Genomic DNA, 19,931 nt, shown 5'->3' on the forward strand with positions numbered 1-19,931 from the left:
ATGCGCTCTTGCGGTTTATAACACGTTTACAGTTAATTGCAGCCCTGATTCATAAGGCAGCCATACATTATGTATGGATGCGGCGTGTTATAATAATGTGTGGGAATACTACTGTCACACCTTTTGCTTTAAAGTGTAAGAATCATTAACCAGTTTGTTTTATGCCAACTTGTTAATGCATTGATTTTGAAGCTGAGTGCCTCAGTGGATATTAGGTTAGTTGCGAGCTATGCCTATTGGCTTTGTAATTTTATTTACGGATCTCTTTATTATTGGATCTGTTCAAAAGGTTTAAGGTTTTATTGCCAGCTGCGAAAAGCAAAGGAGAAGGAAAGTGACGTGGTTCAGATATCTGGCGTTTGTCGGTGCTGTATGCATGCTTGTTGCTGTTACTCCAGGTTCAGCAACCCTTGATTTCCTATGCCGTATAGGCGGTGCTTTCGTGCTTATGTTTGGCTGCTGCTACTTCCTGTTGCGCGAAAACGAGATCCTATACGGCTCTGTATGCGTAGTTTTGGCCGTATTAGTACAGCCATTCTATTCACTGCCTTACTCTAATGGTATGTGGATGCTGCTATCTTTATTTGCAGGCATTTATTTATGTCTTGCTGGTCTTTTATCTGCCAAGATTGAAAAGCAGCATGCTATGCAAAAGGCCAAGATTGATGCAGAAATGGAAATGTATCGTCGTAATGAAGAAAAACTGCGCAAGCAAAAAGAAGAAATGGCTAATAATCCACACGGCCATAAGTAAGAGCGCAAGCATAGTTTTATAACAAGCAACAAGCCCTGTCAGAGCAATCTGTCTGGGCTTGTTGCTTATTGGGCGAGGACAAGTACATGTTCTTTTGGGACAGGAAAAGTACATGATCTTGCTGGACAGGAAAAGTCCATGAGTTTGTTGGATAGGAAAAGTGCCTGACCTAGTTCGGCAGGAAAAGTCCATGAGTTTGTTGGACTCTTAAGGTAGGCACTTTTCTTTAGAGCAATTAGCAGCTAAGAGTTGGTGTAGCTAATTTGCACCGCATGAGGTCCTGCAAGATCTCGAATACTTTCGATAAGATCGTCGCTAGGAATAAAGCGCAAGTTATCGTTATTGAGATTGATGCGTACATCATCAAGCATGATGCTCAAAGAGCAGCCCTCATCAACAAAAACATCCTCATTTTCATTGTCATAGCGGCTTGAAGAGCGTCGATTGTTATCTGCATATTGAGGTGGCAGTGCTTGTGGCGGAGGTAGACCAGGCAGATTAGTGCGATTTGGTAATCCTGCTTTAGCTAAAGCGCTCTTAATATCACTTACCTTGACGGCATTGCGCATTAAGGTGGTGTTGATGAACTCATGGTGCTCTTCGTAGAAGTCCTTTTTGAAGCATAAGGTGATATTGCGGGCACTCTTACGACGGATGAGATCCATAGTCTCAATACCACGGCAGCGATAGCGCAGACCGTCAGGTGAGTTATAGCAAGACACCTTCAAGATTAAGATTAAAGGTGCATCGCATAAGAGACTTTCGTCCGTATCAGCAGGCATGCTATTAATGCGCTGATCATGGCTATTAGCACGCTCTTCTAAAATCTTAGTTAAGGTTTCAGCTTGGTTTTGGAAAAGCTGCAGTGACAGCTGTGAGGTCGCATCATCTAAGGTAATAGAGTAGAACTTTTTGCCACTATTCTTAGACACATTGCTATCGCAACTAATGACGACACCACAGACGGTATCAACTGAAGGCCTATCTTGTGAGCCTGGACGAATATGTCCTAAAGATGTGGTGCAATAGCTTCTAAGCTCATCGATATAGCCGTTAATCGGATGACCTGAAACATATAAACCGAGCTTGGCCTTCTCTTGAGATAAGGTGTATTTCTCTGGCCACTCATGGCACTGTTCAAACTCTGGTGTATCGTCGATATCATCCATCATGGCAAACAAGCCAGTTTGACCTGTTTCTTTTTCATCTTTCTTTTGTGTTGCGTAGGTAATAGCGCGGGTAATCGATGCAAACTTCTGTGCACGGCTACCCTCAAAACAATCTAAAGCACCACTGAAGATAAAGGCTTCCATGCTCTTCTTATTGAGACGCTGACTACCAATGCGGGCAACAAAGTCAAAGTAATCGTTAAATGGACCATTCTCATTACGATCGTGAACGATTTGATTAACTAAGTCTTCACCAATGCCATTGATCGCACCCAGGCCGTAAATAACAGAACCATCTTCATCTACAGTAAAGTCAAAACGACCTACGTTAACGCTTGGTGGATTTACGGTGATGTTAAGGCGTTTACATTCGGCAATATATGACACCAGCTTAACGGTATTAGTACGGTCAGCTGTCATCATGGCTGCAAGGAATTCAGCTGGATAGTGTACTTTTAAGTACAGTGTCCACCAGGCCACGAGAGCATATGCAGCTGAGTGAGACTTGTTAAAGCCGTACTCAGCAAACTTCTGTACCTGATCGAAGATCTTCATGGCGATTTCGGTATCTTTACCGTTCTTCGCTGCACCTTTTTTGAATACTTCGCGCTGGCTTTCCATTTCAGCAGGATTCTTCTTACCCATCGCACGACGCAGAATATCTGCACCGCCCAAAGAGTATCCAGCAAGCACCTGAGCAAGCTGCATAACCTGCTCTTGGTACACGATAACGCCATAAGTTGAGTCAAGAATTGGTTTTAGGTCGAGATCTTGGAAGTCAGGGGATGGGTAGCTTACTTCTTCCTCGCCATGTTTACGCTTAACAAAGTGCTCCACCATGCCTGATTGAATAGGGCCTGGTCGATACAGAGCCACCAGCGCAATCATGTCATCAAAACGGTCAGGACGCATCTGGCTAATCAGACGGCGCATACCATCAGATTCAAGCTGGAATACTGCAGTAGTCTCACCTTGCTGTAAAACCTCGAACGAGGCGTCATCATGGTAAGGGATCGACGCTACATCAACTAACGGCTCACCTAAGCGCTTTTTGCGCTCATTAATCATATCGAGCGCGTCTTGAATGATGGTAAGCGTAGTCAGACCTAAGAAGTCGAACTTAACTAAGCCAGCGTGTTCAACGTCCTTTTTATCAAACTGAGTAATAGGCTGACCAAACGAGTCGAGCATTAATGGCGCGAACTCAGCAGTACGAGTAGGAGAGATAACCACACCTGCTGCGTGCTTACCGATCTGCTTAATCACACCCTCAAGGCGCATTGCATAGTGGATAAGATCAATACGCGCCTTGTCATCGTCGTTAACGGCATTGTTGTACAGGGCTAAGAAATCAGGTGCTGCAGGTTCAATTGGATTACCTTTCTTGTCAAAGCCCATGGCTGCCTTAAAGGATAGGCCAGGGGTTGCCGGCAGCATCTTAGCTACAGTGTCTACAGAGCCATAGGTCATGCCTAGAGCACGACCAACGTCTTTAATGGCTGCTTTTGGGGCCATAGTACCGAATGCAGCAATCTGAGATACCGCATTCTTACCGTAGGTAGTACGTACGTGTTCTAAAGTCTTTTCACGGTTACGCTGACAGAAGTCAACGTCAAAGTCAGGCATAGACACACGCTCTGGGTTTAAGAAACGCTCGAAGAGGAGGTCAAATGCCATTGGGTCAAAGTCGGTAATTTTTAGAGCATAGGCCACTAACGAACCACCACCAGAACCACGTCCTGGGCCTACTGGTACACCGTGGTCCTTGGACCACTGAATAAACTCCATCACGATGAGGAAGTAGCCAGGGAAGTCCATGTTGATGATAACGTTAAGCTCAACCTCTAAACGTTGCTCATACTCAGGACGCTTCTTTTCACGCTCTTGAGGATCTGGAAAGAGGAACTCAAGACGCTCATTTAAGCCCTCATAGGACTTTTGGCGTAGACATTCAGCAGGGGATAGATCACCTGTTGGATAGCGAGGCAGGCGTGGTACGTCGAGCTCTAATTCCACATTACAACGCTCGGCAATCATGCGTGTATTAATGATGGCCTCAGGCAGGTCGTGGAACAGCTGACGCATTTGCTCAGGTGACTTTAGGTACTGCTCATGTGAGTACAGTCTTGCCATCTCAGCATTGTTATAAGTACATTTGTTCTGTACTGATACACGTACATCATGCACCATGTAGTCAGTCAGACCATCCTTACCAACGTCTTGATCTCCAAATAAGAAGCGAGTGTCATTAGTAGCAACTGGGGCAATACCGTATTGAGCACATAGATCTAATGCTAAGGTCTCAAAGTTTGCCTCACCTTCACGATTGGTGCGAGTGATCTCAAAGCAAAAGCGATCTTTAAAGTGCTTTAGGTAGAAGGCCACACGCTCATGAATCTTTTTCATATTGCGCTCAGCACCAAAAGCCGCAATATCGCCTCTAAAGCCATTGAGTAAAATCAAGCCATCAGAAAAACGAGCGAGCTCTTCAAGTTTGGTGTGCGCGTTATAGACACCGCCTGGTGAGTTAAGCCATGCCTCAGAGAGAATATCGTAGAGGTTTTGCTTACCAATACGGTCCATAGCCAAGATGGTGACATTGAAGGTGTATGGAGCAACACCTGGTTCAACCTCTTCTTCAACAATGAGGTCAGCACCCATAATTGGCTTGATGCCATTAGATAAACAGGTTGAGTAGAATTTGATATAGCCACATACATTAGTCCAGTCAGTTAAGGCTAAGGCTGGAATCTTAAGCTTAGTTGCTTGCTTTACAATTGCGCCCACACTTTCAAGACCATCCATGATGGAGTAGTCTGAGTGCAGATGCAGTGGGATGTAGCTTAGCTGCTCTTCAGTATATGGATAATCAAGGCCGCCAATCTCAACGCCGTTAGTATCCACGGCATTAGCGTCGTTCTCGACGTTAAAGACACTGTCTTTTGGGACTTTTGTACCCTTAGCGCGCAGTTCTTCTTCTTCTCCTACTTGAGTTGGTACACCAGCTCCTTGCTCATCGACAGCACTTTCGTTGTAGACGGCCTGAAGCAGTGAAAAACGTGCAACGCTATTAAACATGGCATCCCCGCAAAGACAAGATTATGAACGCATATATTATACTCGTTAACGGCCCTCGCCCGAGAGTAAGTGTGTTTTTGCGCATCAATGCCAATATACAAGCCATTCATGCCCAGTTTAGTGGTTATTATTCATAATGCTCCTGCCTCCAGTGCACACTAGAGCTTCAAGTTGCCAAATAGAACCTCAAGAGCTCTCAGGTGGACAATAGTATTAAGCAGCCATCGATTTGTATGCTGGCATTGTGCATGTAACAAAGCGCAAAGGTAGTTGTGCTTTAGTGGCATTAGTAGGATCATACGTAACATTGCAAGCTGCAGCTGATGTGTTTTGTTGATCTCTTGGAACAGATGGGTAAAAGCTTTCTTAAGATGCAGCTTAGAGTGCAGCGTGTGGTTAAGCTAAGCAATGAGCATGATCTTTTGCTGGTAAGGAGTTATTAAGATGGATGAGAAGACCGCCAAGGAACAAGAGCTTGGTTATATTGAGCAACGCAAGGTCATTAAGGTAAGCGTAAATAAGCAGTTACCTTGTGGCAAGGTACTTGAGATCATTAAGGCAGCAGATGTTGCACCTCATGATCTTATATCTGCACAGCCTTATCTCATCTTGATCTTCCCTGGTGGCGGATATGAGTTCACCTCTTATCGTGAGTCGCTCAATGTTGCCTTAGCCTTTGCCAAACGTGGAATTGATGCTGCTGTACTGCATTACACCACTGAAAACGGTAAGACTATCCTTGCATCGGGAAAAGGCTTGCTCTATAAGCCGCTACAGGAGGCGGCCGAGGCTATGATCGCTTTGCGTACAGACGAAGATCTTGGCTTTACAAAGCACAAGATTGTAGTGAGCGGTTATTCTGCAGGAGCTCATTTAGCAGCATCAGTATGCAATCTCTATAAGCATGAGGCTCTTAAAGAGCTTACTTATGAGGCACAAAAAGTACGCCCTGATGGTGCAGTGCTAGGTTATGGCGTCTTTGAGATCCAAACTAAGGGCCATACTTCAGATCTAGTGTTTGAAAATCTTTCAGGCTCTACTGATCCTACTAAATGGGAGCAATTTACTCTAACTGACAAAGTAAGCAGCGATACCCCGCCAAGCTTTATTTGGCATACTGCAGATGATGCTGTGGTGCCAGTAGAGAACTCCTTACACTATGCTCAAGCTATGTGGCAGCACGGTGGCATTGCTGAGCTTACCATCTTCCCTAAAGGAATCCACGGCCTTGCAACTGCAACGCCTGACGTAGAACCAGACAATAGCTTTAAGTATGCTGATCCTCATGTAGCTCCATGGGTAGATCAGGCTGTCGACTTCATTAAGACTTATGTATCTTAAGTCCATGAGTTTGCCGTCAACCAAGACATTTATCTTTAGGAAATTGAATGTCTAAGCAAAGCGCGTAAGTATACTGAGCGTATGTTGTCCGCACCAAAACAAAAAAAGCCCAGTGCTCGGAAGAACACTGGGCTTTTTTAAGTCCTAGAGCATCAAATGATTAATGTTCTAGGCTTTTGTAGTATTTGTTGTACTAAGCAGATAGCTTCTTATTTGAGCTTCTTGTAAGCGTTGATAAGGCCATTGGTGGAGCTATCGTGAGAGGAGATAACCTCATCGTTCTCAAGCTCAGGGATGATCTTTAAAGCCAGCTGCTTGCCAAGCTCAACACCCCATTGATCGAATGAGAAGATGTTCCAAATAGCGCCTTGTACGAAGATCTTGTGCTCGTACATAGCGATGAGCATACCTAAGGTACGTGGAGTGATTTCTTTAACTAATAAAGAGTTGGTTGGGCGGTTACCCTCAAAGACCTTGAATGGAACAATGTCTTTAACTTGCTCTAAAGTCTTGCCCTTAGCTAAGAACTCTTGCTCAACTTGCTCTTTGGTCTTACCAAAAGCTAAAGCCTCAGTCTGAGCAAAGAAGTTGGATAAGAGCTTAACGTGGTGATCACCAAGAGGGTTGTGGGTACGTGCTGGAGCGATAAAGTCGCAAGGAATTACCTTAGTGCCTTGGTGAATGAGCTGGTAGAAAGCGTGCTGACCGTTAGTGCCTGGCTCACCCCAAATGATAGGACCAGTCTCATAGTCAACTGCATTGCCATCACGATCTACACTCTTACCGTTAGACTCCATGTTGCCTTGCTGGAAGTAAGCAGGGAAGCGATACATGTACTGATCGTATGGCAAGATAGCCTCAGTAGCAAAACCGTAGAAGTTGTTATACCAAATACCAATTAAGGCGAGGATAACAGGCAGGTTCTTGTCAAACTCAGCGCTTGCAAAGTGCTCGTCCATCTCAAAGCCGCCCTTTAAGAGCTGCTCGAAATTGTCGTAGCCACAGCTTAAAGCGATGGATAAGCCAATAGCAGACCATGAGGAGTAACGACCGCCAACCCAGTCCCAGAACTCGAACATGTTGTCAGTATCGATACCGAACTCAGATACACCCTTAGCATTAGTAGATAAGGCCACAAAGTGCTTAGCTACGTGCTTGATGTCACCTGCGCTCTTTAAGAACCAATCACGTGCAGTGTGTGCATTTGTCATGGTCTCAAGAGTGGTGAAGGTCTTAGAGGCAATTAAGAATAAGGTGGTCTCTGGATCTACTTTCTTTAAGGTCTCAGCGATTTGAGTACCGTCGATGTTAGATACAAAGTGGGTCTTTAAGTGGTTGTGATATGGAGTTAAGGCCTCGGTAATCATGCAAGGGCCAAGATCAGAACCACCGATACCGATATTTACGATGTCGGTAATAGCCTTGCCAGTGTAGCCTTTCCACTCACCAGAAATAACACGCTCACAAAAGCCTTTCATCTTGGCAAGAACAGCCTGTACATCAGGCATTACGTCCTTACCATCAACTAAAACTGGCTTGCCAGAGAAGTTACGCAGAGCAGTGTGAAGTACGCTGCGATCTTCAGTGCAGTTGATCTTGTCGCCACGGAACATGGCTTCAATGTCTTCTTTAAGACCGCACTCATTAGCAAGGTTAACGAGTAAAGACATGGTCTTCTCGTCAATCAGGTTCTTGGAGTAATCAGCTACGATATCGCCATTGCCCACACTTAATGAAAACTCATCAAAGCGCTTTGAGTCAGAGGCAAACAGATCTTTTAAGGTACGACCCTTGGTCTCATTGAAGTGAGCTAAAAGGTCTTTCCAAGCCTGAGTCTTGGTAGGGTTGACGTTCTTAAGCATGACATCTCCTTGTAGTTGTTGTGATGCTTGTTAATTGTTCACTTAGATAATAATACCGCTTTTAGGGTGTAGATGACAAAAATGTGCAAGACGTTAAAACAGCAAAGTGACAAGTAAAATACGCTCATCATGAGATGCAATCTTTCTCGATAAACACGATTAAACAGCATCTTTTAGCGACTTTGGGCGTCAGTAACTGCAGGGGCTATCCATAATTATTAGTTATGACTTTAGATCACAGATCTGAAACACAGTCACAAACAGCACAAGAACGGTGCGTTTTTATAGCCTCTAAGTAGAAAAATAAGCCTTAATGTAAGTTTGTTACCCAGCTAGTGGCAATGAAAAATGTATTGTCGAGGCACGTATAAGTTACAAAAGCGCAGCTTATAGACACGAGGGTAGTTGTGACGAGCAAAGACAGTAGATGTATGCATTGCTCTTCATGAGCAGCTTGATGACAAGCTGCTTAGAGGGGTGATAGAAGGTTGAGTATTAAGCTAGGCGTATGATCTTAAGTTTGCTGATGGATCATTGAGACAATCTGGCAATCAGGGCAGAACTCAATATATAAAGTACCTTCAGCGCAATCGAACACGCTATCCCATGGAACTTGGCCAATGAGCTTCATAGTCTTGCCACACTCGGGGCACACGGTGTATTCCCAGTCTTGTACCCAGTTTACAAAACCGCCAATAGTGGCTACATCCGTCCATTGTTGACCGTAGAAGAGAGGTACACTCTGCTTAGAGAGCACTAAATTATTATGCGACAACTCCTGATAGTCTTCTTCACTGATATAGCATTCCATAGACTCTGCTCCATCAAACAGCTTAGATGGAATTAACTCAGAAGTGCCGTCCAGGTTATAACGACTAAATCCAGGGCCTGTATAGAAGCCCACGCAATTTGGGCAGCAAGTAGCAGTGAAGGTGCCATTAATACCTAAATATTTAAGGCGTTCATCGGTGCCATCTAAAACGAGTATATCGACAAGATGGCCGCCACAATGAGGGCATTTATCTTCACGAATACGACCAATGCTGACAGGAGAAGAGGAGTTGTCATCCTCAGCTTTGACCATCGCATAGGCAGTATCGAAGTTTAAAACTTCTCTTGTACCATCTTTATTAAAGGTCCAGCCACCGCATTGGGCATACGAAGATGGATCCACATACAAAGACTTACGCCACGGCCTAGGATTAAGTTCTAAATCTAAGAGGGTCTCAAGTGCCTTATCATCACCTTGCATGGCTAGACAGCACATCAGTTCTGATGCCTCAGTAGAGCTCTCAGTTTGTTTAAGTGCACTTATAAGCTTATCTCTAACATCAGCTGGAGCTTTGTAATATAAGGCTTCTTCATCATAGACTTCTTTTTGAGCTGCTAGGCGTTGCATGTTTGGGGTGATTGCATCATGGCAGCCTAGTAAGTCCCAGAACATGGCATTTTCTGGATTATGGTAGTTATCGAGCTTTTCGATGTTCTGCTCTAAGTGCTCTTGTGTCTTAGCAATCTTATCCTTTGACCAAGATAGAATTTCAGCACGTTCTTTTTGTGTTTTGCAGCGCCAACAGAGGCCTTCATAGCCTAGTGGCGTACCGCACTCTTCACACTTGTACTTAAGCGGCATGGCAAATCCCCATAAATAGTCATTATCACATGCATAAATATGTTGTGAGATCTTAGATGATTGTATATGAGTATAAATAAAAGGAACTATGGGGCATTAGCTAATGTGATGAGTACTAGATTTGCGTGAGTAGATGCATGGGAGTTGTTTATCCCAGATCGCTTCAAATTCGTCTTTATCAATGAGTTCAGCTTTAAAATTTTCACCCCATTCATGGCGGTTTAGCTCTTCGACCGTCGGAATAGGGGTGATTTCTATGGCTGTGGCGTAGAGATCATCTATGTTAGTGCTAGTGCCATCTGCAAAGATATCGATAGAGCGCATGGCAAGGCGATCATTGTCTGTATTCACTTCATATAAGATGATGCATGGATCGTCAGCACTTGCATCTAACCAATAGAGTTTAATGTATTCAATCATAGAGCTATCTCGTACCTACACGCCTCAGCCCTTAAGAAGTATGAGAACAAGTGAAAAAGCTTAGGGCAGTTGGTCTAATCAAAACACTCTTGTATATCAAAGAATGAGATATATACAGCACAGATTTGATCTTTAGCATTGTAGCCAAAGTAGACAGGGTAGCAACCATCGCCAAAGCCTGTAGTAAACATGGTGATGTTCAATGAGCTATGGGGTATGGTGTAGTTAAGCCAGTCGCCTAATGAGGTTTGATAGAGGGGATGATCTTGAGCATTTTGCGCCATGAGATGGCTAAAGTGATACTCATAAGGCTCATGATCTTGTTTCTCTGCTACGTGTTTGGTCCAATATTGTTGAAAGTCTAATTGAGCTTGTACATCGCAAAGGCAGGCTGTAGCTGTATCAACGCCAAAGCCAAAGACCTCATTTTCCAAAAGATCATCATCAAGATCGCACTCAAGATCTTCAATGCCTGTAACACCCAGCTCGTAGCGCACCGGTATCTCATCGGTGATCTCAAGTTTTACGCAAGAATAGCGATCGCCATATCTTTTGGTAGGCACTACGCACACTTTGACTTTGTATAGGCCCCTTTCAATCGTCTGCAGCAGTGCAGGTGCGTCCATAAGTGATGTCATGGGATCGCATGCGATAAGCTTTCCACTAGGACAGTTAAGCATGCCTATATCTAAATGCTTAACTTCCATAGGTCCGATCTTATCTTTTCTAAACTGCTCTTCTAGATCGTAAGAGCAGTCTAGTTGGTGCTTAATCTTTTGGTATTGTTGCAGCCATTGTAAGCTTGGCATGAAAGTCCTTATGTTTCACGTGATATCTAAAATCTGCGCCACTAGGCTCGTATTACTATGACAATAGTACAGTTATCTTAGATTGGTTTGGCAAGCTTAGCTCAGGGAAAGTATAAGATCGCTATTTAGTAGGCTTTTGGTGTAAGGCCATCTTTTTCAGCCTGAGAGCGATCTTCATCCATGAGAGCTTCCTTTGCCGCTTGCGCACGTTCGCTCTCAAGACGTTTAGCTTGCTCATCGGTCAGGGAATCTTTGAGCATGGCAATAGCACGGCCAATATCTTTAATATTGGTAGAGCGATCTTGTTCTGCACCTTCAGATTGGTTGATGTAGCAAATGTCCTGCTCCGGCATCTCAAAGATAAAGCGCGACGGCTCTGGTTGAATCATGCCGCCACCATGTTTACGTTGACGACAACGTACTAAGGTCAATTCCTTTTGCGCTCGAGTAACGCCAACATAGGCAAGGCGTCGTTCCTCTTCAATATTGTTCTCATCAATCGAGGTACGGTGCGGCAGTAGGCCTTCTTCCATACCGATGAGAAACACATAAGGAAACTCTAGTCCCTTAGAGGCGTGCAAGGTCATCATTTGTACCGCATTATCGCCATCTTCATCGGTACGCTTATCCATCATTTCGCGAAGTCCAAGGCGCTCTACTGCATCGGCAAAAGAAAGTTTGTCACCTTTTTTGCCCTCAACGAGCTCTTCAACCCAGCTCATGAGCGTCTGAACATTCTTCATCTTCCATTCAAGAGCATTTGGCGAGTTGTCGGCTTTGAGATAGCGAACATAGCCAATGGTTTCAATGAGGTTTTGGCACACGTACAGATCATCGCGCTCATTGAGCTTACGTCTTAGGCCCACAAGCAGACCTAAGAAGCCTGCCATAGCATCTTGCTGCGTTTTGTTGAGCATTTGCTGAAGCTCTACTGAGCACGCACAGTCATAGAGGCAGCGATTAAACTTATGTGACAGATCAGTCATGGCTTTGATAGTCTGTGCACCGATACCTCTTTGTGGAATGTTGATAACGCGCAGTAGTGCAGCATCATCACGAGGGTTAGCTAGCACGCGGCACCAGGCCATGATGTCTTTAACTTCCATACGCGCAAAGAAACCAGTATCACCAGTGATCTTGCATGGAATATGAGCACTTAAGAGTGCCTTTTCCATATCGCGTGCCTGAGAGTTTGAGCGATAGAGAATGGCATAGTGTGCCCATGAGTTTTTCTTATCAAAATGCTGGCCTAAGATCTCTGCAGCCACGTAATCACAAGCATGATCGTTATCGTCACAGGTGACTACTTTGATCTTTTCACCCTCACTAAGACCTGAAAATAAAGTCTTTTCAAAAAGGTGAGGATTGTTAGCAATAATAGAGTTAGCACAGCGCAAGATACGTGAGGTTGAGCGGTAGTTTTGCTCAAGCTTAATAACCTTTAACTCAGGAAAGTCTTCAGTAAGCTTTTTGATGTTTTCAGGTCGTGCACCACGCCAAGAATAGATAGACTGATCATCATCGCCCACTACAGTAAAGCGTTGCGTGCCTGCCACTAAACACATGAGCAGGTAGTACTGTGTGTGGTTAGTATCTTGATACTCGTCCACTAAGATGTAGCGAAAACGCTTTTGGTAATACTCACGTACATCTTCACGCAGCAAGAGTAGTCGTGTAGGAATAAAGATGAGATCGTCAAAATCCACGGCATTACAGGCACGTAAATACTCTGCATACTTTCTATAGATCTCAGTACTAATCACATCGGCATGTGGGTCTTTAGCTACCGCTTTAGGGGTTTTAAGCTCACCTTTCCACATTGAGATCTTGTGGCAAATCTGGCTAATGTATTCATTAGAATTGCCGTCTTTTAAATTCGGAAAGTCGTTAGAGATGATCTGCTTTATGACCTTAAAGGAATCAGCATCATCAAAGATAGAGAAGTTACGGCCAAGTTTAAGGAGCGCAGCTTGTTCTTTTAGGATAATACGTCCTAAAGAGTGGAAGGTAGAGATAGTCAGCGCTTTAGCGGTTTGTTCATCCACCTCAAGCGAGATGCGCTCACGCATTTCAGCAGCGGCCTTGTTGGTAAAGGTCACCGCTAAGATCTCAGAGGCTTGCGCCAGAGAGTTACGCAGCAGGTAGGCGATCTTGGTGATAATAACTCTGGTTTTACCAGAGCCTGCACCGGCAAGCACTAAACATGGACCTGAAGTGTAGGTTACGGCTTCACTTTGTGCTGCATTTAGTTTAATCACGCGACCGCTCCATTTGCCAAATAAGTCTGCCTAAGGTAGTAAAACTAAGATCTTAGCTCTAGCTGTAGATAGCCACATACCAAGGCAAGGTTATGATCTTAAAATTAGGCCTACAAAAAATATCATTGAACCAAAAACTTAAGGCGCCATTGTATCAGCTTAATGGCGTGCTCATCTTTAAAGTAAAAAACAAGTCTTAACACTTACTGTTTATGAGCTTTACAGCCCATGGCCTGATGCGCTTTTGCGATTTAATGTGTTTGATAAAGCGCTATCAGGCTTTAAATCATTTGATAAAGTGCCTTCAGGCTGTAAGTCGTTTGATAAAGCGCTATCAGGTTTTAATGTGTTTGATAGAGTACCGTCAAGCTTTAAGTGTTGCCGAGATTGGAGCTTGTTAGTTGCTATAAAGCACAAAGGCATTGCTATGCAATGCCTTTGGAAGATGGTTTCGTGATTTGGACTATTTTAGTTGTCTGCTAGCCTGAAATAGTCGAAAACACATGGGTACGGCAGGAGCTATCTAAAGTAGTGAAGACGATTTCGTTTTCATTACCTTGCGTCATCTCGATAGTCTGCAAGGAGTTACCCTCAAAGATGCTTCTTTGCTCTTGTGAGCACCAGACCATGATTGAAGTATTAAACTCGACAGAGAGCTGAGCTAGGCGAGGGGAAAGCTTAGCGCACAGATCGTTGTCATAAGCAAAAGTATCCACCATGAGTACTGGATTATTTAAACCATTGAAGCTAGCTGCCTGCAAACCATGATTTAAAGCTGCATCCATGATGTCTGCGTTTAAATCTAAAGGCATTTCTAAGAAACGCGCACGATAGTAATGGCTATTCTTATCAAAGCTATTTGGAGTAAAGCTAAGTAAAGAGCAGAGCATTTGCCATTGCATCTTGCTGCCTGCATAGAGAATAGAACGGTTCTTATTCTCAATGAGGCTTGCCATAACTAAGCGTGAGAGCGCTGCAGCAGGGCTGCTTAAGGTGTACATCATGGCCGAAAGCTCGAGTTTAGCCAAAGACTGTAAGGACAGTACTAAACCTTGTACGCCTTCTGCATGTACTGCCTCTTGCAAGGTAACCTCAGAGATCTCCCTTAACTTATTGAGCCTATCTTGCAGAGCATTGCGATCAGCTACTAAAGCTTGGTGGATACTCTTGTATGGGTTATGCAAGGTTAATGGATGGGCATTGAGGTTAAAGGCACTCATGCCTGCCTGTAGCGCCTCTGAGGCATCTTTCCACTGCTTTTCTTGCTGTGGCATGCAGATATAGAAAGTGGTTTGCGATCTAGAGCCTAACTTGCCGGAGCTAAAGAGCTGCTGTAAGTGCTCAAGCACATGAATAGCGTTAAGCGGAGTTCCAATAGCTAAAGCTTGCTGACCTAAGCTTAGTAATGACAGTGCATCGAGCTCGCCTGCACAGATAAAGATAGCGTTAGCTTCAGTATCATCTAACACCTGCAGGTTAAAGCCAGTAGACTTGCCAATATAGTGGTGAACAGGATCATCTGCACCAGGGCCTGCTTTAGTTGGCAGGCTTTGAATGTTATAGGCTACATAGCTATCAGCTGACAGAGGGATAATCAGTGCTGGATAGCTTCTTGAGCCTGCTGGTCTTAAAGGATTGTATGTTCCATAGGCATGGTTTTCGGTCTTAAAGTAAGCGTCATAGCCTAAGTTAAAACCGTCAATCACATCTAAAGAGAGACCACTTTGTACTAAGTACAGACACTGACCAATACCACTGCGGCAGCGCAGTAAGTAGTTGTTCAAGTTGATAGCAGGATTCTTCTGTAGCGGCTCATAATTGTTTTGACCTTCACTGTTATAAGAGGAGGTAAGATCTCCTTGTGAGGCAGCAAAATCCATGAACTCGCGTTCGTTCAGATCCTTATCCTCAGCACTCATGCCATGGTCTTGTTGAGCGCTTAATTTGTCTGCAGCTTGAGTAAGTTTGCTAAAGGCATCTACAGCGCCATTTTCAAGGCCCCATAGCTTAGTAGAGTTACTTAAGTCACCCTTAGGACCACTATGCTTAAGATTAGCTCGAGCTGCTTCTTTGGCTTTAGACGCGGCCTGAGCAATGGTGTCAGTTTGTGGCTTTAAGATGTCTTCATCACGGATTGTAAACTCAGGTCCAGATGAGACAGGGGTTGCCAGTGGGTTAAAGTTAAGTTTTCTGATGCCTTCTTCTTTGGATTCTTTCTTATTGCCTGCAGTATGATCCACGGCTCCTAAGAAATCATCGTCATCATCAAGATCAGTAAGCTCGTGTAGTTTCTTAATATCGTCAAGGCTTTCTAATGGACTATCAGAGGAAAGCTCTGGTAGCTCCATGTCAATGCTTTCGCTATCTGGCTGTGATGGAGCTAAGTCCTCAAGCGGATTGACCTCCATAAACTCAGTCTTCTGCTTAGGCTTAAAGCTATCATCATCGGCAAAGAAAGTTGGCTTGTCTTTGCTCTTATTGCTCTCAGGGATGGTTTTATCAGTGAGCCAAGGATCAACAAAGCCTGAGATATCGACAGTAGTAGAGCCAAGTGCTTTTACTGACTCGGAAGTCTTGTCGCTATCGACTTTAGTTTTGCCTGAAAGTACTGCAGCACCAGTATGATCGCCAAGTACAGTCTTATCTTTAGTGCTAGCACCAAATAAAGTGCCGCTCTTAGCCTGGTTTTCTGTAAGAGCGATTTCAGATGCAAGGGAGCTTACAGCCTTAGAAATAGCCTCGGCACTTGCCTCAGTAACATCACTTCCGGCCTTAGCTAGAGCAGTAGCACTAACTACCCTATTTAAAGCAGCAGAGCCGTTACCTTCGATATGGGAATGACCTGCCTGAGCAAAAGCCGATGCCACTGCATCACCTGCGCTAGAGCCTACACCAATAGCTGCAGAGCGATTTGATGCAGCCTGTGATGGAGACATCGGACGACCGCTAGTACTAGTAAATGAGAAGTTAAAAGAGGTGCCCTTACCTGAAAGCTCTGAGGCACGAGACTGTGCTTGATTGAACTTAGAGTAAGGATCATCGATTACTTTATTGCCTAAAGTAAGTACAGTAGCCTTATTGGAGAGGTTGTTGCTCTGACTAAAGGCAGCCGCTCTGTTGCCAGAAATAGCAGTGTTGTAGTTTGCCTTAGCAAAGTTCTCAGGTCCTGAGGCAACTGCTGCAGTGCCGCGAGAGATCATGGTGGATACTTCAGGCTCCTTGTCATGGCGTTGATTCATGGCAGAAGATTGTCCTGAAATCTTAGTATGATTCTCATTTGTCTTGTTTAAAGCGGCAAAAGCCTTGGCATATGGATTGGTATTAGCTTCTGCTGATGCGTTTTGCTGAGCTGCATTGAGCAGCGACTTTTGTACTATGGCACTAATTGGAGTGGCGTTTGAAGGATTATTGATGTGCTCATCAGAAGATAGACCATTGATAATGGTAGATGGCGCAGTTGGATTTAATAATCTCATCTCACGTGGATTATTACCCTCAATGCCGGCAGTGTAGATTGGGTTCTCTTCTTTGATGTAAGTGGCCATACTCTCTTGTGAAGACTCAGGAGCAACATCATTTTGCATAGCATTGTTGATTGGTACACCAGGAGTTACAAAAGGAGAAGCTTCACTAGACAAGCTAGATAAAGGAGTTTCCATACCGCGCTCATTAATACCTTTAACTGCGCGGGCGCTGTTATCCATACCATAGATCATGGTATGAGTCTCGCTCTCTAGTGCATCTTGAGCAACGTTTTGCTCAGAGCTTTCACCCCAGATCTCACGTGAGCGACGCTCAACCTCTTCTTTATCAATACTAATTGGTCGATCTTTGGTCAGATGCTCATAGCGATTTTCTGGATCGCGATCGGAGTGCACACCAGGAGATAGGTATTGCGGAGCTTCTGATTTGCCACGATTGCTTGCAAAGAGACGAGCATTATCTGCATAAGGATCTTGATTTGAATTTACTGGAGCTTCAAAAGATGGCTTGGCAAAAGGATCAAAATCACTTTGCGCAGTAGCGTCAGAACGCATTGGTTGTATGTGTCCAGTGTTGCCATGTGCAGACACATTGCGACCTGCTACAGGAGCAAATGCATTACTCTCATCGATATAGTTATGAGCTTGAGATGCTGAGTCAAAGACATTATTGCTCATGTTCTGATTAGAACGAGCAGCTCCATTAAAGCCGCGATTAGACTGGCTTACTGCCCAAGTTGCAGGAGATGCATACTCATTGGCAAAGCGCTGATCTTGGGTAGGCTTAAATGCACCACGAGGCTGATTTTGTTTAAAGTAGTTTTGCTGCATGCTTTCATAAACATGCTCAGGTGACTCGTAGTAATCAGACTCAGAGAAAACACCATCTTGTGCGCCATTGTTGCCATTAAATCCATTGTCATCGGGATCTAAAGCACTAAAAGAGCCTAAGGTTGAAGGTCTTACAGACTCTTGAGGGGCACTAAAGCGTGATGGGACCGCGCTCATGGCTGCTTGTTCAGCAGTGACTTGCTCTATTTGACCGCGACCTTGTCCATAAGCGTGCTGGCTACGACGAGTTGGGGATAAATCATTGAGGCTATAGTTGCCCTGATCTAAATTGCTTTGGCCTCTTAGATCAGAGTTAGAGTTGCCGCCATTGATCGCTGGGAAAAAGTCATCTGGACTTTGTATCTGTGATGGGAATTGATCTTGAGCAGGCGCAGTATTTCTATGGCCATGAGAGCTAGTACTACCATTGAACTTACTCTCATCGAAAGTTTCAAAGTTTGAAGTATCGATTGGTGTATTGTCGATAGGATCAAAGCCGCTTAATGGAGCTAAGGTGATATCGCTAAGGTTATCTTGTCCACGCAGCGGAGGTAAACCTTGATTATGGGTGCTAGAGATCATGCCATCACCCTGAGGGCTAGGTGCATTAAAATCAGTTACAGCAATACCAGTAGGTCCAGATGGGCCATCATGGAAATTAGTTACCATGAGATTATGCATGCCGAAGTTGCCTGTCATGGCTGAGTTGATCTCATCCATATCGTCAATGGCAGGAGCCGGGGCTTTGTGACCTTTGTTGCTATGCCCTTTGGCATTGTTATGATCTTTTGGTCCGCTATACATTTTTCAACCTTACATTAGCACCCGACAATGAGTACAGAGTGTGTTTACCAAAGTTCAGAGCATTAAAGACAACTCATGGTTGTCAAAAAGCCTATAGCAATGGCTTTGCACTCATGAAAGTTTGTGGCAACTAAAGAACCGTAACTAAGTTTTTTAGTCTAACTAGCTGCTCGCATTTAATGGCTAGTTTTAAATGCGCTCAATGGTTAAGAGCCGCATTTTTAGCAAGCGTATCTTACACACGAGCTCCAACTATCCATCTTATTATAATAGAAGCAATCAATAAACCTGCGGTAGCAGTTACTGTTACAGAAGCACCGAATTTAGGCAATTCTGGTGGGTCGATGAGGCCAAATGATTCTGGAGAGGCATCAAACCCTAAACGATCTTGAGAACGCATTGGTTTTTCATCAGAGAATGAGCACAGAATGTTAAAACGCTCATCTGGTGCCTTACCTGACTTTTTAGACTTACGTGAGTTTTCCCCGTTAGAGTTATCGTCTACACCCTTTGGATAGTCATAGTGTCTGCGCAACTCAGTTCTTAAGCGCTTGATAAGCTGATCGCCACGAGCCTCTGTGATATCTGCAGTACGTACGCGTGATGGATCAATACGACCACCAGCACCGCCAGAGGTCACCAGCGGGATTTGCAGGCGGTGAATGTAGTCTACCACTGCAGCTTTAGCAAATAGGTCATCGATAGCCTCGGCTACAAAGATGTTGCCTGGAATATGTGGATTTGGACCGCGTTTAGCGTACTCTGCTCCACCATAGCATTGCTTAAGCTTTTGCGCGGCGAGATCGTTTGGATCAAGCAGCTTGTTAAGTGCTGTGGTGTCAGAGCCTTCAAGTACAGACTCGTCTAATCTTAAAGCTCTGGCCATAATGCTTTTGACATTGTTACGACTGATGAGCTCACCAATAGTGTCGAGCTTTAGATAAGGATTGATATCTTTAAGACGCGCACCTAAAGTTTCGGACTTTTGCTTGCAGATAGTAGAGCTTAAAGTGTGGAGCTGTCTATTGGAATTACTAAGCTCGATATTGTCAAAATCGATGAGGCTAATGGAGCCAACGCCTGTACGAGTAAGTGATTCAGCAATCCAAGAACCAACACCGCCATTGCCAATCACTACGGCATGGGCATTCTGTAGTCGCAAGAAGCCCTCATAGCCATACAGAGCACAAACGCCTTTGAAGCGCTCTAACTGTTCCTTTTGAACAGCCTCTGGCAATTGAAGAAAGCTAAATGGGAGATTCTGTGACATGTTAGCGGCCTTAATTAGGTAGTTGGTTAATGTTTAGGCAGTACCACAAGTGTACTCGGTTGCCAAATATAAGATGCTCGATCCGTATGTTTAGGAACATATTGTATGCAAGAAATCTTAGCTAGAGTAGGGTCTAATGAGATCCCTCGTCTCTTTTATCTAAAACAAAGAGTCAAACGGATGCATCGAACTCTTATAGCTTTAATGAAGAGTCAAACGG

General features: G+C 44.3%; 10 protein-coding genes. 2 read left to right on the plus strand and 8 right to left on the minus strand.

Features of this window, described 5'->3' with window-relative positions; genetic code table 11:
* Positions 1-376: 376 nt before the first annotated feature.
* Positions 377-754 carry a hypothetical protein gene (locus tag H524_RS0109585; RefSeq protein ID WP_027940066.1) on the plus strand — a complete coding sequence of 126 codons (378 nt, stop codon included), beginning with the start codon at positions 377-379 and terminating at the stop codon, positions 752-754.
* A 242-nt stretch (positions 755-996) separates the two neighbouring features.
* Here the strand turns inward: H524_RS0109585 and dnaE are convergent, their stop codons facing one another.
* Positions 997-5,001 (minus strand): DNA polymerase III subunit alpha, encoded by a 4,005-nt coding sequence (dnaE, locus tag H524_RS15265; RefSeq protein ID WP_084281745.1) that lies wholly within the window; start codon positions 4,999-5,001, stop codon positions 997-999.
* A 444-nt stretch (positions 5,002-5,445) separates the two neighbouring features.
* Between dnaE and H524_RS0109595 the strand changes: the two genes are divergently transcribed.
* Positions 5,446-6,342, plus strand: a complete 897-nt coding sequence (locus H524_RS0109595; RefSeq protein WP_027940068.1) for an alpha/beta hydrolase — start codon at positions 5,446-5,448, stop codon at positions 6,340-6,342.
* Positions 6,343-6,551: 209 nt separating this feature from the next.
* Here H524_RS0109595 and pgi read toward each other — a convergent pair whose 3' ends face one another.
* The 7 genes from pgi to H524_RS0109635 all read right to left on the minus strand — a co-directional run bounded on the left by pgi (position 6,552) and on the right by H524_RS0109635 (position 19,711).
* The gene (gene pgi, locus H524_RS0109600) at positions 6,552-8,204 is read right to left on the minus strand and encodes a glucose-6-phosphate isomerase (protein WP_027940069.1); all 1,653 of its coding nucleotides are present in this window, start codon (positions 8,202-8,204) and stop codon (positions 6,552-6,554) included.
* A 514-nt stretch (positions 8,205-8,718) separates the two neighbouring features.
* Positions 8,719-9,837, minus strand: a complete 1,119-nt coding sequence (locus tag H524_RS0109605) for a hypothetical protein (RefSeq protein WP_027940070.1) — start codon at positions 9,835-9,837, stop codon at positions 8,719-8,721.
* A gap of 96 nt (positions 9,838-9,933) precedes the next feature.
* Positions 9,934-10,257 carry a DUF6881 domain-containing protein gene (locus H524_RS15270; RefSeq protein WP_044121964.1) on the minus strand — a complete coding sequence of 108 codons (324 nt, stop codon included), beginning with the start codon at positions 10,255-10,257 and terminating at the stop codon, positions 9,934-9,936.
* Positions 10,258-10,331: 74 nt separating this feature from the next.
* Complete coding sequence (locus H524_RS0109615; RefSeq protein ID WP_027940071.1) at positions 10,332-11,066, minus strand: DUF4241 domain-containing protein; 735 nt, start codon at positions 11,064-11,066, stop codon at positions 10,332-10,334.
* 125 nt (positions 11,067-11,191) lie between these two features.
* Positions 11,192-13,324 carry a UvrD-helicase domain-containing protein gene (locus H524_RS15275; RefSeq protein WP_052339032.1) on the minus strand — a complete coding sequence of 711 codons (2,133 nt, stop codon included), beginning with the start codon at positions 13,322-13,324 and terminating at the stop codon, positions 11,192-11,194.
* 479 nt (positions 13,325-13,803) lie between these two features.
* Positions 13,804-18,441 (minus strand): hypothetical protein, encoded by a 4,638-nt coding sequence (locus H524_RS0109630; RefSeq protein ID WP_027940073.1) that lies wholly within the window; start codon positions 18,439-18,441, stop codon positions 13,804-13,806.
* A 235-nt stretch (positions 18,442-18,676) separates the two neighbouring features.
* The gene (locus H524_RS0109635; RefSeq protein WP_027940074.1) at positions 18,677-19,711 is read right to left on the minus strand and encodes a tRNA threonylcarbamoyladenosine dehydratase; all 1,035 of its coding nucleotides are present in this window, start codon (positions 19,709-19,711) and stop codon (positions 18,677-18,679) included.
* Between the last annotated feature and the right edge of the window lie 220 nt (positions 19,712-19,931).

It is taken from the genome of Anaerobiospirillum succiniciproducens DSM 6400 (assembly GCF_000482845.1).
Lineage (GTDB): Bacteria > Pseudomonadota > Gammaproteobacteria > Enterobacterales > Succinivibrionaceae > Anaerobiospirillum > Anaerobiospirillum succiniciproducens.